Origin of the sequence: Agrobacterium sp. NPDC089420, from assembly GCF_044900305.1 — a bacterium.
In the GTDB taxonomy this organism is placed as follows: domain Bacteria; phylum Pseudomonadota; class Alphaproteobacteria; order Rhizobiales; family Rhizobiaceae; genus Agrobacterium.
Genome location: NZ_JBJDMY010000001.1, coordinates 84,885 through 101,475, shown reverse-complemented (window position 1 = coordinate 101,475; position 16,591 = coordinate 84,885). Strand labels below are relative to the sequence as shown.

18 protein-coding genes are annotated in these 16,591 nt (G+C 61.3%); 6 read left to right on the top strand and 12 right to left on the bottom strand.

The window, feature by feature from the left end:
• The first annotated feature begins 9 nt into the window (after positions 1-9).
• The 4 genes from ACI2KA_RS00485 (at position 10) to ACI2KA_RS00470 (ending at position 3,626) form a co-directional block, all read left to right on the top strand.
• The gene (locus ACI2KA_RS00485) at positions 10-939 is read left to right on the top strand and encodes a glutaminase (RefSeq protein ID WP_404498271.1); all 930 of its coding nucleotides are present in this window, start codon (positions 10-12) and stop codon (positions 937-939) included.
• Between the two features lie 61 nt (positions 940-1,000).
• Complete coding sequence (ttcA, locus tag ACI2KA_RS00480; RefSeq protein ID WP_404498270.1) at positions 1,001-1,927, top strand: tRNA 2-thiocytidine(32) synthetase TtcA; 927 nt, start codon at positions 1,001-1,003, stop codon at positions 1,925-1,927.
• Between the two features lie 16 nt (positions 1,928-1,943).
• Complete coding sequence (locus ACI2KA_RS00475) at positions 1,944-2,771, top strand: inositol monophosphatase family protein (protein ID WP_404498268.1); 828 nt, start codon at positions 1,944-1,946, stop codon at positions 2,769-2,771.
• Positions 2,772-2,801: 30 nt separating this feature from the next.
• Positions 2,802-3,626, top strand: a complete 825-nt coding sequence (locus ACI2KA_RS00470) for an inositol monophosphatase family protein (protein ID WP_404498266.1) — start codon at positions 2,802-2,804, stop codon at positions 3,624-3,626.
• Between the two features lie 225 nt (positions 3,627-3,851).
• Here ACI2KA_RS00470 and ACI2KA_RS00465 read toward each other — a convergent pair whose 3' ends face one another.
• The 3 genes from ACI2KA_RS00465 to ACI2KA_RS00455 form a co-directional block, all read right to left on the bottom strand.
• A complete protein-coding gene (locus ACI2KA_RS00465) occupies positions 3,852-5,060 on the bottom strand; it encodes a multidrug effflux MFS transporter (protein WP_404498914.1) in 1,209 nt (402 codons plus the stop codon).
• Between the two features lie 137 nt (positions 5,061-5,197).
• A complete protein-coding gene (gene grxD, locus ACI2KA_RS00460; RefSeq protein ID WP_404498264.1) occupies positions 5,198-5,533 on the bottom strand; it encodes a Grx4 family monothiol glutaredoxin in 336 nt (111 codons plus the stop codon).
• Positions 5,534-5,680: 147 nt separating this feature from the next.
• Positions 5,681-5,929, bottom strand: a complete 249-nt coding sequence (locus ACI2KA_RS00455) for a hypothetical protein (RefSeq protein WP_404498262.1) — start codon at positions 5,927-5,929, stop codon at positions 5,681-5,683.
• A 169-nt stretch (positions 5,930-6,098) separates the two neighbouring features.
• On the opposite strand from ACI2KA_RS00455, the gene ACI2KA_RS00450 reads away from it, so the two are divergent.
• Positions 6,099-7,247 carry a hypothetical protein gene (locus ACI2KA_RS00450; protein WP_404498260.1) on the top strand — a complete coding sequence of 383 codons (1,149 nt, stop codon included), beginning with the start codon at positions 6,099-6,101 and terminating at the stop codon, positions 7,245-7,247.
• Between the two features lie 136 nt (positions 7,248-7,383).
• On the opposite strand, the gene ACI2KA_RS00445 is transcribed toward ACI2KA_RS00450, so the two are convergent.
• The 3 genes from ACI2KA_RS00445 to ACI2KA_RS00435 all read right to left on the bottom strand — a co-directional run bounded on the left by ACI2KA_RS00445 (position 7,384) and on the right by ACI2KA_RS00435 (position 11,441).
• Positions 7,384-7,617: a BolA/IbaG family iron-sulfur metabolism protein gene (locus tag ACI2KA_RS00445; protein ID WP_003507909.1), complete on the bottom strand. Its 234-nt coding sequence runs from the start codon at positions 7,615-7,617 to the stop codon at positions 7,384-7,386.
• A 16-nt stretch (positions 7,618-7,633) separates the two neighbouring features.
• Positions 7,634-9,868, bottom strand: a complete 2,235-nt coding sequence (gene purL / locus ACI2KA_RS00440) for a phosphoribosylformylglycinamidine synthase subunit PurL (protein ID WP_404498257.1) — start codon at positions 9,866-9,868, stop codon at positions 7,634-7,636.
• A gap of 154 nt (positions 9,869-10,022) precedes the next feature.
• Positions 10,023-11,441: a PLP-dependent aminotransferase family protein gene (locus tag ACI2KA_RS00435; protein ID WP_404498255.1), complete on the bottom strand. Its 1,419-nt coding sequence runs from the start codon at positions 11,439-11,441 to the stop codon at positions 10,023-10,025.
• Positions 11,442-11,534: 93 nt separating this feature from the next.
• Between ACI2KA_RS00435 and ACI2KA_RS00430 the strand changes: the two genes are divergently transcribed.
• A complete protein-coding gene (locus ACI2KA_RS00430; protein ID WP_404498253.1) occupies positions 11,535-11,840 on the top strand; it encodes a DUF1127 domain-containing protein in 306 nt (101 codons plus the stop codon).
• Positions 11,841-12,157: 317 nt separating this feature from the next.
• On the opposite strand, the gene ACI2KA_RS00425 is transcribed toward ACI2KA_RS00430, so the two are convergent.
• From ACI2KA_RS00425 to purB, 6 genes are all read right to left on the bottom strand, one after another.
• On the bottom strand, positions 12,158-12,562 hold the full coding sequence (locus ACI2KA_RS00425; protein ID WP_404498251.1) for a hypothetical protein: 405 nt from the start codon (positions 12,560-12,562) through the stop codon (positions 12,158-12,160).
• 78 nt (positions 12,563-12,640) lie between these two features.
• The gene (purQ, locus tag ACI2KA_RS00420; protein WP_404498249.1) at positions 12,641-13,312 is read right to left on the bottom strand and encodes a phosphoribosylformylglycinamidine synthase subunit PurQ; all 672 of its coding nucleotides are present in this window, start codon (positions 13,310-13,312) and stop codon (positions 12,641-12,643) included.
• 19 nt (positions 13,313-13,331) lie between these two features.
• Positions 13,332-13,574 (bottom strand): phosphoribosylformylglycinamidine synthase subunit PurS, encoded by a 243-nt coding sequence (gene purS, locus ACI2KA_RS00415; protein ID WP_080790454.1) that lies wholly within the window; start codon positions 13,572-13,574, stop codon positions 13,332-13,334.
• Between the two features lie 54 nt (positions 13,575-13,628).
• Complete coding sequence (purC, locus tag ACI2KA_RS00410; protein ID WP_003495374.1) at positions 13,629-14,393, bottom strand: phosphoribosylaminoimidazolesuccinocarboxamide synthase; 765 nt, start codon at positions 14,391-14,393, stop codon at positions 13,629-13,631.
• A 205-nt stretch (positions 14,394-14,598) separates the two neighbouring features.
• Positions 14,599-15,162 carry an alpha/beta hydrolase gene (locus ACI2KA_RS00405; protein WP_404498247.1) on the bottom strand — a complete coding sequence of 188 codons (564 nt, stop codon included), beginning with the start codon at positions 15,160-15,162 and terminating at the stop codon, positions 14,599-14,601.
• A 68-nt stretch (positions 15,163-15,230) separates the two neighbouring features.
• On the bottom strand, positions 15,231-16,538 hold the full coding sequence (purB, locus tag ACI2KA_RS00400; protein ID WP_404498246.1) for an adenylosuccinate lyase: 1,308 nt from the start codon (positions 16,536-16,538) through the stop codon (positions 15,231-15,233).
• Between the last annotated feature and the right edge of the window lie 53 nt (positions 16,539-16,591).

Here is a 16,591-nt window from a genome sequence, read left to right as displayed (position 1 = left end):
AGGCTTTGCATGCAGGACATTCAGGCGATCGTCGATTCCATCTATGACAGCATGGTGCCGAGGCTCGGTGAGGGGAAGGTCGCGGATTACATTCCCGAGCTCGCCAAGGTTGATCCCAATCAGTTCGGCATCGCCATCACCACCGTCGACGGCACGACCTATACGGCCGGTGACGCGCTCACGCCGTTTTCGATCCAGAGCATCTCCAAGGTCTTCATGCTGACGCTGGCGCTTGGCAAGGCGGGGGAAACGGTGTGGAACCGGGTGGGGCGCGAACCTTCAGGCTCTTCCTTCAATTCGATCGTCCAGCTGGAGCATGAACACGGAATCCCGCGCAATCCCTTCGTCAATGCCGGCGCGATCGTGGTGACCGACATCGTGCTTGCCGGCCACCAGCCGCGCGAGGCGATCGGCGAACTTCTGCGCTTCGTTCGTTATCTTGCGGACGACGACACGATCAGCATTGACGATACGGTGGCGAAATCCGAACAGGCGACGGGGTTTCGCAATTTCGCGCTTGCCAATTTCATGCGTTCCTTCGGCAATGTGCACCATCCCGTCGAATATACGCTTGGCGTCTATTTCCATCAGTGCGCGCTTTCCATGACCTGCGCGCAGCTTTCCCGCGCCGGACTGTTTCTGGCCAATCGCGGCCGCAATCCGCTGACGGGGCATACGGTTGTGTCGGACCGCCGCGCACGGCGCATCAATGCGCTGATGCTGACCTGCGGCCACTATGACGGATCGGGTGATTTCGCCTATCATGTCGGCCTGCCGGGCAAGAGCGGCGTCGGCGGCGGCATCATGGCGGTGGCGCCGGGCACTGCGTCGATTGCCGTCTGGTCGCCGGGGCTCAACAAGGTCGGCAATTCGGCGCTCGGGTCACAGGCGCTGGAATTGCTGGCGACGAAAACCGGCTGGTCGGTATTCGGGGCTTGATCTTGCCGGCGGATGGGGGCATTGCCTGCATGAAGAACGGCAGTCGTGCCGGAGCGAGCGGATGATGAACATTCTCACCAGGATCGATGATATCGCGGACAAGGTCGGGGCCGATCAGGAGCCGCCGGAAGAAAACGGCAACTCGCATCCGCTGTTCGACAATGCACCGCGCTCGGTTTCCTTCAACAAGCTGCGCAAGCGGCTGCTGCGCAATGTGCGGCAGGCCTTTGAAGATTTCGGCATGCTGAAGGGCCAGAAGCGCTGGCTTGTCGGCCTTTCCGGCGGCAAGGACAGCTACGGTCTTCTGGCGCTGCTGCTCGATCTCAGATGGCGCGGTCTGCTGCCGGTGGAGCTGGTGGCCTGCAATCTCGATCAGGGCCAGCCGAATTTTCCAAAGCACGTATTGCCGGAATATCTGGCGAAGATCGGCGTCGCCCATCGCATCGAATATCGCGACACCTATTCGGTGGTGAAGGAGAAGGTGCCTTCCGGCGGCACCTACTGTTCGCTCTGTTCGCGGCTGCGGCGCGGCAATCTCTACCGCATCGCGCGCGAAGAGGGCTGCGACGCGCTGCTGCTTGGCCATCACCGCGAGGATATTCTCGAAACCTTCTTCATGAATTTCTTCCATGGCGGCCGGCTGGCCGGCATGCCGGCGAAGCTTTTGAATGACGAGGGCGACCTGATGGTCATGCGTCCGTTGGCCTATTGCGCCGAGGAGGACATGGCGAAATTCGCGGCGGCGATGGAATTCCCGATCATTCCTTGCGACCTTTGCGGCTCGCAGGACGGGCTTCAGCGCAACGCCATGAAGGAAATGCTGGCCGATATCGAACGGCGCATGCCGGGCCGCAAGGATGTGATGCTGCGGGCGCTTGCCCATGTGAACCCGTCGCATCTGCTCGACCCCGGGCTTTTCGATTTCTCGGCGCTTTCTGTCACTGGGGCGTCACCTGAAGAGCGTAGGGAGGCCCACTCTCCCTTATGAAGAAGTGCCCCGCCCGATGAGCCTTTCCGACAAAGATATCGACTTTCTCGTTTCCACCGTTGCCGCTGCCGGCACCGATGTCATCCTGCCCCGCTTCCGCAACTTGAGCGCCGGCGCCATTTCGGAAAAGACATCCGCCGTCGATCTCGTCACCGAGGCCGATGTGCTGGCGGAAAAGGCGATCACCGCTGCTTTGCTCGCGCGGTTCCCGGCGGCCCATATCGTCGGTGAAGAGGCCTACGACGCCGATCAGTCCGTCGTTCCCGCCCTTGCCGATGCGCCGCTCGCCTTCGTCATCGATCCCATCGACGGCACTTTCAACTACGCTTCGGGTTTTCCCGCTTTCGGCACGCTGCTCGCGGTCACCGTCAAGGGTGAAACGGTGGCGGGCATCATCCACGATCCCGTCATGGGCGACAGCATCGTCGCGCTTAAAGGCGAAGGCGCCTATCTCAACCGCAAGAACGGCTCGCAGGCCAGGCTCAAGGTCGCCGATCCCGCGCCATTGTCCGACATGGTCGGCATTTTTTCCTGGGGCCACAGCCATCAGGATCGCCGGCCGGTCATTGCCGCCAATATGGCCAAGATCAAGATGGCGCTGTCGCTCAACTGCTCGGCACATGAATATTGGCTTGCCTCGGCCGGCAAGCTGCATTTCATCGGCCATGAAAAGCTGATGCCGTGGGATCATCTCGCCGGCGTGCTCGTTCATCAGGAAGCGGGCGGTTATACGGCCCGGTTCGACAATACGCCTTATCGGCCCGGACAAACGGCGGGTGGCATCCTGTCTGCCCCTGACAGGGAAAGCTGGAAAATGCTGCGGCGGGAAATCGTCGCCTTATAAGTTTGATGCTCCAATAGAAGGATATCGCCCATGGCTCTCGAACTCGACATCGCCTCTCTCGCCAATGCGCTTCAGGAGGCGGCGGCCGTGGAAATCCTGCCGCGGTTCCGCAATCTGGGCGAGGGCGATGTGCGGATGAAGACCGAGGCGATCGACCTCGTCACGGAGGCCGACGAGGCTGCCGAGCGACTGATCCGCGCCCGTGTCGAAGAAATCATGCCGCAGGCGCTGTTTATCGGCGAAGAGGCGGTGGCGGCGGATGCTTCGCTGCTCGGCAAGCTTGCCGATGCCGATCTGGCCGTGGTCGTCGATCCGATCGACGGCACCTACAACTTCGCCTCCGGCCTGCCGCTCTTCGGCGTGATGATGAGCGTCATCTCGAAAGGCGAGACCGTCGCCGGCCTGATCTTCGATCCGATGGGCAATGACTGGGCGATTGCCGAAAAAGGCTCCGGCGCATGGCTTTGCAGCGCCGATGGCGCGCAGACGCAGATGTCGGTGGTGCCGGCGCCGGAACTGTCGCAGATGGTCGGCATCGCCAATACCGGCTATTTCGATGTCGAGACCCGGCGCAAGATCTTGACGAACCTCGCCGATGTGCGGCTCTTCACCAGCTATCGCTGCGCCGCACACGAATACCGCCTGTTCTGCGGCGGCCACATGCATTTCCTGATGTATAACAAGCTGATGCCCTGGGACCATCTGGCCGGCACATTGATCTCGCAGGAATCGGGCGCCTATGCGGCGCGTCTCGACGGTTCGCCCTATCTTCCCCGCCATGTGGATGGCGGGCTGCTGCTCGCTCCCGATCAGCAGACATGGGAATTGCTGCGCGAGAAGATTTTTACGGTGTGAGGCGGCTGACTGGTCAGGCCGGCAAGGCTTTCTCCCGTCATGCCGGACTAGATCCGGCATCCAGTAGCCGCGCGTCTGCGCGGCGGAAAGACTCTTTTCAGCCCAAAGACTTGGGCTGGCTGGACCCCGGATCGGGTCCGGGGTGACGGAATACGTATGACGTGAACCGTCAAACCAAAAGGGCGCGGAACAGAATTCCGCGCCCTTTCTTTTTTCCAATGGCTGTTACCGTATCGGCTTGTTGTGCGCCTGAAACAGCATGCCCTTTTCGCCGATCAGCACGAAGACGAGGCCGATGATGGAGACGGCGAAGAAGCCGGCCACCATCGGCAGCGCCGTGCCGTCGAAGGCCTGGCCGATACCGGCGCCGATCAGCGAACCGCCGACGGTTCCCATGAAGCCGATGACGGAGGAGGCGGTGCCGGCGACATGGCCGAGCGGTTCCATGGCGAGGGAGTTGAAGTTCGAGCCGATCCAGCCGAACTGGAACATGGCGAGCGCAAAGAACACGATGAAGATGGCAAAGGGCATCGGTTCCGGCCCCAGCATCTGCACCACCAGCCAGATGAAGGTGATGCCGATGAAGCCGAGCAGCGACCCGTGCGACAGCTTGCGCATGCCGAACCGGCCGACCAGCCTTGCATTGATGAAGGACGAGAAGGCCATGAAGAGCGCCACGCCGGCAAAGGCCGCCGCAAACCATGCGCCGAGACCGTAAATGCCCTTATAGACCTGTTCGGCCGAGTTGATGAAACCGAACAGCGCCCCGAAGATGAAGGTGCTGGAGAGCGTGTAACAAAGCGCAATACGGTTGGTGAGAACGATCTTGAAGCCGCCGAGGACCGAACGGGCGGTGAAGGGGCGCACATCATCCGGATGCAGGGTTTCCGGCAGGCGGAAATACATCCACGCCGTCACCACGGCGGCAATGGCAGCCATGAAGGCGAAGATCAGATGCCAGTCGCCGAAGAAAAGCACGATCTGGCCGGTACCGGGCGCGATGACCGGAACGACCATGAAGACCATCATGATCAGCGACATGACTTCCGCCATCTGGCGGCCGCCATAGATGTCGCGCACGATCGAGATGGTGATGACGCGTGTCGCGGCCGAACCGATGCCCTGAACGAAGCGCAGGAACAGCAGCCCGGCAAAGGACGGCGTGAAGACCACGGCGATGGCGGAGATGATATAGATGGCCAGGCCGACCAGCATCGGCTTGCGGCGGCCGAAACGGTCCGAGATCGGCCCGTAGAGAAGCTGGGCGATGCCGAAGCCGAGAAGATAGGCCGAAATCACGTATTGGCGATGGTTTTCATTCTCGACGCCGAGAGAGGCGCCGATTTCCTGAAGGCCAGGCAGCATGATGTCGATAGCGAGCGCATTCAGCGCCATCAGCATCGCGGCCAGCGCGATGAATTCCGTGCGCCCCATCGAGCCTGCGCGCGAAGCGGTGGATTGTGAAAGATTTGTCACAGGATTGCCTCAAAAAGAACGGCAAAGGCGTTGCATGAAGCAACGCCTGGCATAAATTTCTGACAATCAGGGTGGGCCGGATGAACCGGCCGAAATCAGGCCGCGCCGCGGACGCTGATACCCTGTTCTTGGAAGTGGTTCTGCAACTCGCCGGACTGGAACATCTCTCTTACGATGTCACAGCCGCCGAGGAATTCGCCCTTGACGTAGAGCTGCGGAATGGTCGGCCAGTTGGAATAGTCCTTGATGCCCTGGCGGATATCGGCATCGGCAAGCACGTTGATGCCCTTGTAGTCGACGCCGAGATAATCGAGGATCTGTACCACCTGGCCGGAAAAACCGCACTGCGGAAATTGCGGGGTGCCCTTCATGAAAAGAACGATGTCGTTGCTCTTCACTTCGCTGTCGATCATGTCGTGAATGCCGCTCATAGGCCTATTCCTTTCACATGCGGTTCAAGGCCGCTGCTTTCGTTTGTTCCTAGATAACATGTCGCGGCGCGATTTCCACCCGTGGCGCGGAAAAAACTGCGTCTGTGTTGCAAAGCATGGCAGGTCAGAAAAACGGCTTGCGATGCATCATCGATATCTCTGTCTGCTGCGTGCCGCGGCGGTGCGTCTCTTGCTCACCTGCTTCTTGGCCGGCTTGGGTTTGACGGCGGCATTGATCGCGGCTTCCAGAACGGAGCCGACGATGCCGCCGGCCAGCGAACCGTTGCTTTTCGTCCGGCGGGTCCGCCGCGTCTTGCGGATGCCGGTCTTGGTGAGGATTTCAGACAGCGCGCCCTTGACGACGCCGTTGAGCAATTGATCGACGATGCCAGACAAATTTCCCTCGCCAACAAATAAATCATATTTCCGTCGCGATTTTTACTATACGTGCATCGCCCACTGTATCAAGCGATCCTTTCGGGTATCTCTAGAGTGTTTTACGCATTGTCCTGGCGCAAAAGCGATTCCGCTTTTACCGGAAATGCTCCGGCCCGAAGGTTCATGCATGCCGCGCGTCACGTCCCGACTTGTTCTTTATTTCCCCGGTTTCGATCCGCTCGACGCGGCCGCCCATCATCTGCGTTACCAGCGCGCTGCGGCGCTGGCCGGCAAGACCTGGGATGTCGATTATGCGGTGGGACCGCTGGAAAATGCGCCGGGCGGGGAGACATTCTCGGTGGAGGCTTCGGCGGGCGAGTGGCGGACGCGTTCGGCCATCTTTGTCTACGATCATAACGCCGTCATCTCCGAATTGCGGGCTGCGCCGGTCTGGCGGCAGATCTGGCTCGGCTTTCGGGCCGGGGCAGGCATTGTCAGTGAGGGCGGCGCGGCGCGTTATTTCCGCCATGCCTGGCGTTTTGGGCTGTTCTTCATCTTCCCGTTCCTGCTGATGCTTGCCGGCGGCGCGCTTGCTGCGGTGATTGCCGCGTCGCCCTTAATTTTCGCTTTGCCGCTCTGGCTCTTTGCGGTCAGCCTTCCCGCTGCCGCCCTGTTTTTCATGAAGGCGTTCCTGCCGTTTGCGGAGCGGTTTCACACCCTGCATCTTTATGCGGACTGGCGGTTCGCGCTCGCGGTCGGCCGCGATGAGCCGATTGCCCGGGACTGGATCGAAGAAAGGGCGGCACTTGTCCTGACGGCGCTGGAGCAGCCCGCGGATGAGGTGCTGGTGGTGTCGCACAGCATGGGCGCCAGTCTGGCGCTGGCGGTCATCGGCCGGGTGCTGGAAGTCAAGCCCGATGCGCTGAATGGCCGGACACTGTCTTTTGCGACGCTTGGCGGCGCTGCGCTGCAATGCGCCTTCCTGTCGAACGCCGAGCGGCTTCGCAGGAGCATCGGCGCGATTGCGCATCACCCGGAGGTGACATGGTTCGATATCCAGTGTCTGACCGATCCGATCCATCTCTACCGCTGCAACACCGTGGCGCTGACCGGCCACAACGATGCGCCGCAGCCGAAGATCGTGCCGATCCGTTTCAAGCATTCGCTTTCGTCGGAACGCTATAAAAAGAACAAGCGCAATTTCCTGCGCATGCACCGGCAATATGTTCTCGGGCCGGACCGCCGATCCGGCTATGATTTCACGCTGCTGACGGCGGGGCCTGTGCCGGCCGCATCCTTTGCCGATCTGGATTCGCAGACGCCGCCCGTTCTGTAGACGCCACCGGTTCCACCGGACGTGAAAAGGCCCGCGTGAGAGCATCACGCGGGCCTTTGATATATTGGCAGCCGTCATCCTCTGCCTCAGACGGGACAGAGAGGGGACCTCGCCGGAACCGCTTTGACGGGCGCCATCATTCGGGAGCCGAGGTCTGCAGGGCAAGGGCGTGCAGAACGCCGCCCATATTGCCCTTCAGTGCGTCATAGACCATCTGGTGCTGCTGCACGCGGGTCTTGCCCTTGAATGCTTCCGCAACGACTTCCGCCGCGTAGTGATCGCCATCACCGGCCAGATCGCGGATCGTGACCTTTGCCCCGGGAATTCCCGCCTTAATCATGTCTTCAATGTCGCCGGGTTTCATGGGCATGGTGTTTCTCCTTAATTCATTCTGCGGCGACCAGAGTTTCGCCGTCCATGAATTGAGGGAACCACGATTCATAGGCCAAGTGCAATTCTTTAATCTCGACGGCGCGTGCCGTGCCCAGCTTTACGCTTTCGCCGCCGGTGCGGCCGATCCAGGGGCAGAACAGGCCTGCAGCCTTTGCCTTGGCAAGAACGGCATCCACATCGGCTTCCCGCACCGTCAGCACATAACGGCCCTGATCCTCGCCGAAGAAGACCGGGATCGGATCATGGCCTTCGAGCGCATTGATCGTTGCGCCGATACCCGACGCAATGGCCATTTCGGCAACGGCGAGCGCCAGACCGCCCGAAGAGCAATCGTGAACGGCGGTCGCAAGACCGGTCTCGATCAGGCCGCGCACGAAATCGCCAACGCGCTTTTCATGGACGAGATCGACATGCGGGGCAGGGCCGTCGGTACGGCCGTGAATGTCGCGCAGATAGACCGACTGGCCGATATGCGTGCCCCAGCTGGCCGGCGCACCGGCAAGCAGGATCGCTTCACCCTCGGCCGCAAAGCGGATGCGGGCCATCTTCGACCAGTCCTTGATAAGGCCGACGCCGCCGATGGTGGGGGTGGGCAGGATCGCCTGGCCGTTGGTCTCGTTGTAGAGCGAGACGTTGCCGGAAACGATCGGGAATTCCAGCACGCGGCAGGCTTCGCCGATGCCCTTGATGGCATGGACGAGCTGGCTCATGATTTCCGGCTTTTCCGGATTGCCGAAATTGAGGTTGTCGGTGGCCGCCAGCGGCAAAGCGCCGGTCGCGGTGATGTTGCGCCAGCATTCGGCGACCGCCTGCTTGCCGCCTTCGAAGGGGTCGGCCTCGACATAACGCGGGGTCACGTCGGAGGAGAAGGCGAGCGCCTTCGTGTCATGGCCTTCGACACGCACCACGCCGGCGTCGCCGCCCGGCAGCTGCAGGGAATTGCCCTGGATCAGCGTGTCATATTGCTCATAGACCCAGCGGCGCGAGGAATTGTTGGCCGAACCGACGAGGGACAGCAGCGCATCGGCAATATCGGCCGAAGGAATGTCGTTTTCCGCAAGCGGCGCCTGTACCTTGGCGGGGGTCCAGGGCCGGTCATATTCGGGAGCCTGATCGCCCAGTTCCTTGATCGGCAGGTTGGCGACTTCCTCGCCATTGTGCAGCACGCGGAAACGCAGGTCGTCGGTGGTCTTGCCGACAATGGCGAAGTCCAGACCCCATTTGACGAAGATCGCCTTGGCGACTTCTTCCTTGGAGGGTTCCAGAACCATGAGCATGCGCTCCTGGCTTTCGGACAGCATCATTTCGTAAGCCGTCATGCGCTCTTCGCGCACCGGTACGGCGTTCAAGTCAAGCTCGATGCCGAGATCGCCCTTGGCGCCCATTTCGACGGCGGAGCAAGTGAGGCCGGCGGCACCCATGTCCTGAATGGCGATGACGGCGCCGGTCTTCATCAGCTCAAGGCAGGCTTCCAGCAGGCACTTTTCGGTGAAGGGGTCGCCGACCTGAACGGTCGGGCGCTTTTCCTCGATGGATTCATCGAATTCGGCAGAGGCCATGGTCGCGCCGCCGACGCCGTCGCGGCCGGTCTTTGCGCCGAGATAAACGACCGGCAGGCCGACGCCCTTGGCTTCCGAGAGGAAGATCGCATTGGACTTGGCTAGCCCGGCAGCGAAGGCGTTGACGAGGATATTGCCGTTGTAACGCGGGTCGAATTCCACTTCGCCGCCAACCGTCGGCACGCCGAAGGAATTGCCGTAACCGCCGACACCGGCGACGACGCCGGCCACGAGATGGCGGGTCTTCGGATGATCGGGCGCGCCGAAACGCAGCGCGTTCATGGCGGCGATCGGGCGGGCGCCCATGGTGAAGACGTCACGCAGAATGCCGCCGACGCCGGTCGCAGCCCCCTGATAGGGCTCGATATAGGATGGGTGGTTGTGGCTCTCCATCTTGAAGACGACGCAGTCGCCATCGTCGATATCGACCACACCGGCATTTTCACCGGGGCCTTGAATGACGCGCGGTCCCGTGGTCGGCAGGGTCTTCAGCCACTTCTTGGAAGATTTGTAGGAGCAGTGCTCGTTCCACATGGCCGAGAAGATGCCAAGCTCGGTAAAGCTCGGCTCCCGTCCGATCAGGTCGAGGATACGCTGGTATTCGTCGGGCTTCAGCCCGTGGGATGCAACGAGTTCCGGGGTGATCTTGATGGAATTAGGAATCGACATAGGTCTCACGCGGTTCGAGCCGAGGAAAGTTTCCGGTTCTTTAGCGCAAGAGGCTCAATGGCGCGACAGGAAAATGCGCCGCTTTGCCCGCTAATTGGCGGTTTATACCGATATTGGCGAGCTGCGGGCGGTGCCCGCAGGGCCGTGGCCGGGATCAGGCCACGCTTTCATAGCCGGCCGAACCGTTGTCGAGCAGATGGCGCAGAATGCCGAAGGCGTGCGTCAGTTCCTCGCGGGTGGAAGGTCCGGAAAAGCTGATGCGGACACGGTGGAAAACCTTTTCCGCCCGCCCGGCCTTGAACTCGTCCTCGTCGTCGATCAGCACGCCTTCCTTCATTGCCGCATTGCGGAAGGTGCCGGAAAGCCAGGGTTCGGGCAACCGCAGCCACATGAAGGCGATATCGGGCAGGGAGTTGAAGTCCAGCCCGGCAAAAACGCGGCGGGCAATCGCTTCGCGCCCATTCAGTTCGGTTATGCAATCGCGGCGGATATCGTGGGCATCGCCGCTGTTGACCAGGCGCGCATTCAGTTCCGCCAGCATGAAGGGCAGGCCGCCCGTCATCATCGAATGGGAAATGCGGATACGCGAGGAATATTGCGCCGGACAGGCGACCCAGCCGCCCCGGACACCGGCGGCGACGGATTTCGACAGGCCGCCGACAACGAAGGTAATGTCGGGGGCAAATTCGGCGATCAGCGGGATCGCCTCGCGGGTCATCGCCCCATAAAGATTGTCCTCGACGATCCAGACGCCGTATCGGCGGGCAATCTCGGCAATCGCACGGCGGCGTTCTTCCGGCAGGGTGGCGCAGGTGGGGTTCTGGCCGGCCGACATCAGGAAGATCATCTTCGGGTGCTGTTGGGCGCAGACGCGCTCGAAATCGTCCGGCACGATACCGTTCTCATCCGCTTCCACCAGCGTCACCCGCCGGCCGGCCAGCGTGGCGCTGCGGCTGATATGGGAGTAGGTCAGCGGCTCGAAGACGATGCGGTCGCCCGGCGCGGTCATGGCCGTGATCACGCTCATCACCGCGGCATGGGCGCCAAGGGTCGAGACGATGTTTTCCGGCTTCGGCGACCAGCCGTTCTGGGACAGCCAGCGGACGCCCGCCATGCACCAGCTGTCGGGGAAAGAGCGGGCATAATTGGTGATGTCGAAGCCATGCTCCCTGGTGACGGCCTCGATATGGCTGGCGATCAGCGCGCTCTGGCCGACATCGGGCGCTGCCGTCGTGTTCAGCCGGAATTCGGCGCTATTGTCGGCGGCGTGGCGCGTGCTGCCGAAGGCTGCCGCTGCCGGCTCCATGGGCAAGGAGGGGGCAGGCGTCTTGCGCTCATTGACATAGGTGCCGCGGCCGACTTCGCCGCTGACGAGGCCGCGTTCATGAATGAGCGCATAGGCCCGGCTGATTGTGCCGATTGTCACACCCAGATCATAGGCGAGATTGCGCTGCGGCGGCAATTTCGATCCCGATTGCAAGGTGCCGTCGGAAATCGCGCCCTCGATACTGTCTGCGAGGCGGAGATAAATCGGGCCGTCGCCCTCGGTGATGTTGGGAAGCCAATTTGTCATGGTGACAATTTATGCATTGTATCTATCGTCAAGTCAATTGTATTTATTGTCTGCATTGAGTGGAATTTAACGCACGGAGACAATAGGTGCAATATGCGCAAGATGGATCAATACCTTTCGACAGCGGATACGCTTTATCCTGACGGTTACGAACGGGAACGCGTGTTCCGCGATGCCGGCGACATGGTCGCACCGGCGCCCTTTCCGGCCAAGATCGCCCGCACGCTTATTGGTCGCCTGATTGCGGGCATCGCCCATTGGCAGCAGAAACGACGGGGACGGCTCGCCTTGCGCGAACTGTCCGACGATCTTCTGGAGGATATCGGCGTTACGCGGGATGAGGCCTTGAAGGAGGCCGGAAAATCGCGGCTTTTCTCCTGGCCGTCCCAGCCGCTTTGATTTTTTGTCGGAGAGCGGTGCCTTCTTTCCCCGGCACCAGAAAGCCATTCGGCAGCCCGCCACGCCAATCCCAACCGGCGTCGGCGGGTTTTTTATGCGTGTCGCTTGGAGGAACCTCACCGCGTACTCCCTCATTCCTGTGCTTGTCACAGGAAACCAGCCGACGCGCGTCGGCGCGACGGGAGGAGTCTTTTCAGCCCAGGACTTGGGCTGGCTGGATTTCTGTGACAAGCACAGGGATGAGGAAGGACAGGGCATCATCAAGGCCCGCATCTAACCCATGCGCCCGCCGCGAGCCCTTTACCGGTGTTCGTTAATCAGCAGCCCTTGCCGCCATTCGCCCAGCGCTTGACATCGGTTGCGATGCGGCCGGAAATGGCTTCGTTCATGACAGGTCCGAAAGCATCGAGCTTTGCCGGATTGCCTTCCGCCTGCACCACCAGCATGGGGCGCGATTCCGGGCTGTTGCGGGGCACGAGCAGGATGCGCGGCCGGCCGGAAAAGGAATTGAGTTCCGGCGCCAGACGATAGGCCTTGAAAGCCGCATCGCCCGATTTGAACCAGCAGGCATTGGCGCCAAGCGCGATGCGTTCCATCGTCGGCAGGGCGGCGCGGGAGACGGAGGCGGCCGGCTGTGGTTTCGGCTGGCAGGCGGCAAGCGCGGCGGCAGCAAGGATCAGTCCGGTGGCTTTATAGGCATCGTGTCGAAGAATGCGGGGCATCAGGTCATCCAGAAGAGAAGCCGAAACATCGCCGGAAGCCGGCATCAAAAAAGGCGGGCTTGAAGCCCGCCCGGTCCATCAGGCTGCGATGACGCCGAGTGCCGAAGCAAAGAGGCCGCGACCGTCATTGCCGCCATGGGCGGCTTCGATGAGGTTTTCCGGATGCGGCATCATGCCGAGAACATTGCCCCGGGCATTGATAACACCGGCAATGTCGTTCAGCGAGCCGTTGGGGTTGGTGCCTTCCGCATAACGGAACACCACCTGGCCATTGCCTTCGACAGCCTTCAATTCTTCCGCTTCGACGAAATAATTGCCATCGTGATGGGCGACGGGGCAGCGCAGGATCTGGCCCTTGTCGTAAGCGCGGGTGAATTCGGTGTCGTTGTTGGCGACTTCGAGCTTCACTTCCCGGCAGACGAATTTCAGCGAGGCGTTACGCATCAGCGCACCCGGCAGCATGCCTGCCTCGACCAATATCTGGAAGCCGTTGCAGACGCCGAGAACCTTGACGCCCTGTTCGGCCTTTTCGCGGATGGCCTGCATGACGGGCATGCGGGCGGCGATGGCGCCACAGCGCAGATAGTCACCGTAGGAGAAGCCGCCAGGAATGACGATCAGGTCGACATCGGGAATATCCGTTTCCGTCTGCCAGATGGTGACGGGCGCGCTTCCGGAGATTTTCGTCAGCGCCGCGATCATGTCGCGGTCGCGGTTGAGGCCGGGAAGTTGGACGACAGCGGATTTCATCGGAGCGGCTCCTGCAGCTTCAGAGGATGGCGATAGCGTAGTTTTCGATGACCGTATTGGCCAGAAGCTTTTCGCACATCGCCTTCAGGTCGGTTTCGGCCTTGGCCTTGTCGGCGCCTTCCAGCTCCAGGTCGAAGACCTTGCCCTGACGGACATGGCCGACGCCATCAAAGCCGAGGCTGCCGAGCGCGCCTTCGATTGCCTTGCCCTGCGGATCGAGAACGCCGTTCTTCAGCGTAACAGTCACCCGTGCCTTGATCACCTGATCTTCTCCTGATTTACCCTACGAGGCCAATATTATTTCACGAGGCCGATATTACTTTACCAGAACAGGGCCGGTGCCGCGGATCGGTTCGTTTTCATTGATGATGCCGAGACGGCGCGCCACTTCGGAATAGGCTTCGAGAAGCCCGCCCATGTCGCGGCGGAACAGGTCCTTGTCCATCTTTTTCTGGGTCTCGATGTCCCAGAGGCGGCAGCTGTCGGGCGAAATCTCGTCGGCGAGGATGATGCGCATCATGTCGCCTTCAAACAGCCGGCCGCATTCGATCTTGAAATCGACGAGCTGGATGCCGACGCCGAGGAAGAGGCCGGACAGGAAGTCGTTGACGCGGATGGCGAGCGCCATGATGTCGTCAAGCTCGGCCGGGTTGGCCCAGCCGAAAGCGGTGATGTGCTCTTCGGAGACCATCGGGTCTTCGAGCTCATCCGACTTGTAATAAAACTCGATGATCGAACGCGGCAGCACCACGCCTTCCTCGATACCGAGGCGCTTGGAGAGAGAGCCGGCGGCGACATTGCGCACGACGATCTCGAGCGGGATCATCTCCACTTCCTTGATCAGCTGCTCGCGCATGTTGAGGCGGCGGATGAAGTGGGTGGGAATGCCGATCTTGTTCAGATGCGTGAAGACATATTCGCAGATGCGGTTGTTCAGCACACCCTTGCCGTCGATGACTTCGTGCTTCTTCTTGTTGAAGGCGGTCGCATCGTCCTTGAAGAACTGGATAAGCGTGCCTGGCTCCGGACCTTCGTAGAGGATCTTGGCCTTGCCTTCGTAAATACGGCGGCGACGGTTCATAATAGCAGGTCTCTTGGTTGACGCCGATTCTGGTGGCGTTGCGTTTGGTCTTTGAAGCGGTCCCATAAAGGAAAAGAGCGCATTCTACAATGCGGCGCGCATATTTCCCTTCAATTCTTGTGTCAGGCCCTGCAAGGCCGCCCCGGCCGGAAATCGGCCGGTGCCGATGGCCGCGGGCGAGGCGGTTTGCGCCGGGCCGCAGCCGTCAGGGATCGATTGCCTTCAGGCGGCTCAGGAACTGGGCGAAGACCATGCCGCCTTCCGGCCATGGACCATGGCCGGACTCGGCATTGATATGGCCGGACATGCCGGCATCGATCAGCAGCGAACCCCAGGCCGCGGCAATGTCGTCGGCATGTTCATAGGAGCCGAAAGGATCGTTACGGCTGGCGATGGTGATCGTCGGAAATGGCAGCGGATCGCGCGGATAAGGCCCGAAGGTCATCAGATGTTTCGGCCTGATATCGGGGTTGGCGACATCGGGCGGCGCGACGAGAAGCGCGCCAGAGACCTTCTTGCCGATTTCCGGCAGGGCATGGATGACGGTCGGCACGCCGAGCGAATGGGCGACGAGAACCACGGGCCTGGTGGAGGCGTTGACCTCTTCCACCAGCCGGGCGACCCAATCTTCCTTCACGGGTTTCGACCACTCCGCCTGCTCGACACGGCGCGCGGTGGACAGCTTGCGCTCCCAGCGGCTCTGCCAGTGGTCGGGGCCGGAATTGGTATAACCGGGGACGATCAGGATATCTGCTTCTGAAACTTTCATGCGCCCATATCTGTGTTGTGATACCGCCGCGATCAAGGCCGCGGCGGCATTAACTTCAGGGAGTTGTCTCAGGCCTTGCCGAAGACACGGGCGAAGATCGTGTCGACATGCTTGGTGTGGTAACCGAGGTCGAATTTCTCGCGGATCACCTCTTCGGAAAGGGCGGTGCGCACTTCCTCGTCACCCAGCAGTTCCTCAAGGAAATCCGCGCCCTGTTCCCAGACCTTCATGGCGTTGCGCTGGACCAGACGGTAGGCGTCTTCACGCGAAACGCCGGCCTGCGTCAGCGCCAGCAGAACGCGCTGCGAATGCACGAGGCCGCGGAACTTGTTCATGTTCTTCAGCATGTTGTCGGGGTAGATCACCAGCTTTTCGATGACGCCGGCAAGACGGTTCAGGGCGAAATCGAGGGTAACCGTGGTGTCGGGGCCGATGGCGCGCTCCACGGAGGAGTGGCTGATATCGCGCTCGTGCCACAGCGCCACGTTTTCCATGGCCGGAACGACCGACATGCGCACCAGGCGGGCAAGACCGGTCAGGTTTTCGGTCAGAACCGGGTTGCGCTTGTGCGGCATGGCCGAGGAACCCTTCTGGCCGGGCGAGAAGAACTCTTCCGCTTCCAGAACCTCGGTGCGCTGCATGTGGCGGATTTCGATGGCGACGTTTTCGATCGACGATGCGATGACGCCGAGCGTGGCGAAGAACATGGCGTGGCGATCACGCGGGATGACCTGCGTGGAGACCGGCTCGGGGATGAGGCCGAGCTTGGCGCAGACATGCTCCTCGACGCGCGGGTCGATATTGGCGAAGGTGCCGACGGCGCCGGAGATCGCGCCCGTGGCGATTTCGGCGCGGGCATTGACGAGGCGCTCGCGGTTGCGGTGCATCTCGGCATAGAAGCGGGCAAAGGTCAGGCCCATGGTGGTCGGCTCGGCATGGATGCCGTGGCTGCGGCCGATGCGCACCGTGTTCTTGTGCTCAAAAGCGCGGGTCTTCAGCGCGGCCAGCACCCGGTCCATATCGGCGAGCAGCAGATCGGCGGCGCGCACGAGCTGGATGTTGAGCGTGGTGTCGAGCACGTCGGACGAGGTCATGCCCTGATGCACGAAACGGCTGTCGGGACCGACAAATTCGGCAAGGTGGGTAAGGAAGGCGATGACGTCGTGCTTCGTGACGGCCTCGATCTCGTCGATGCGGGCGACGTCGAAGGTGGCGCTGCCGCCCTTTTCCCAGATGGTTTGCGCCGCGGATTTGGGAATGACGCCGAGGTCCGCCAGCGCGTCACAGGCATGCGCCTCGATCTCGAACCAGATGCGGAACTTTGTTTCCGGCGACCAGATGGCGACCATTTCCGGCCGGGAGTAACGAGGGATCATGGCAATGACTTTCTTCGTAGAGAGGCTTGGCTTGGTGGAGGAATTTTGCTGCC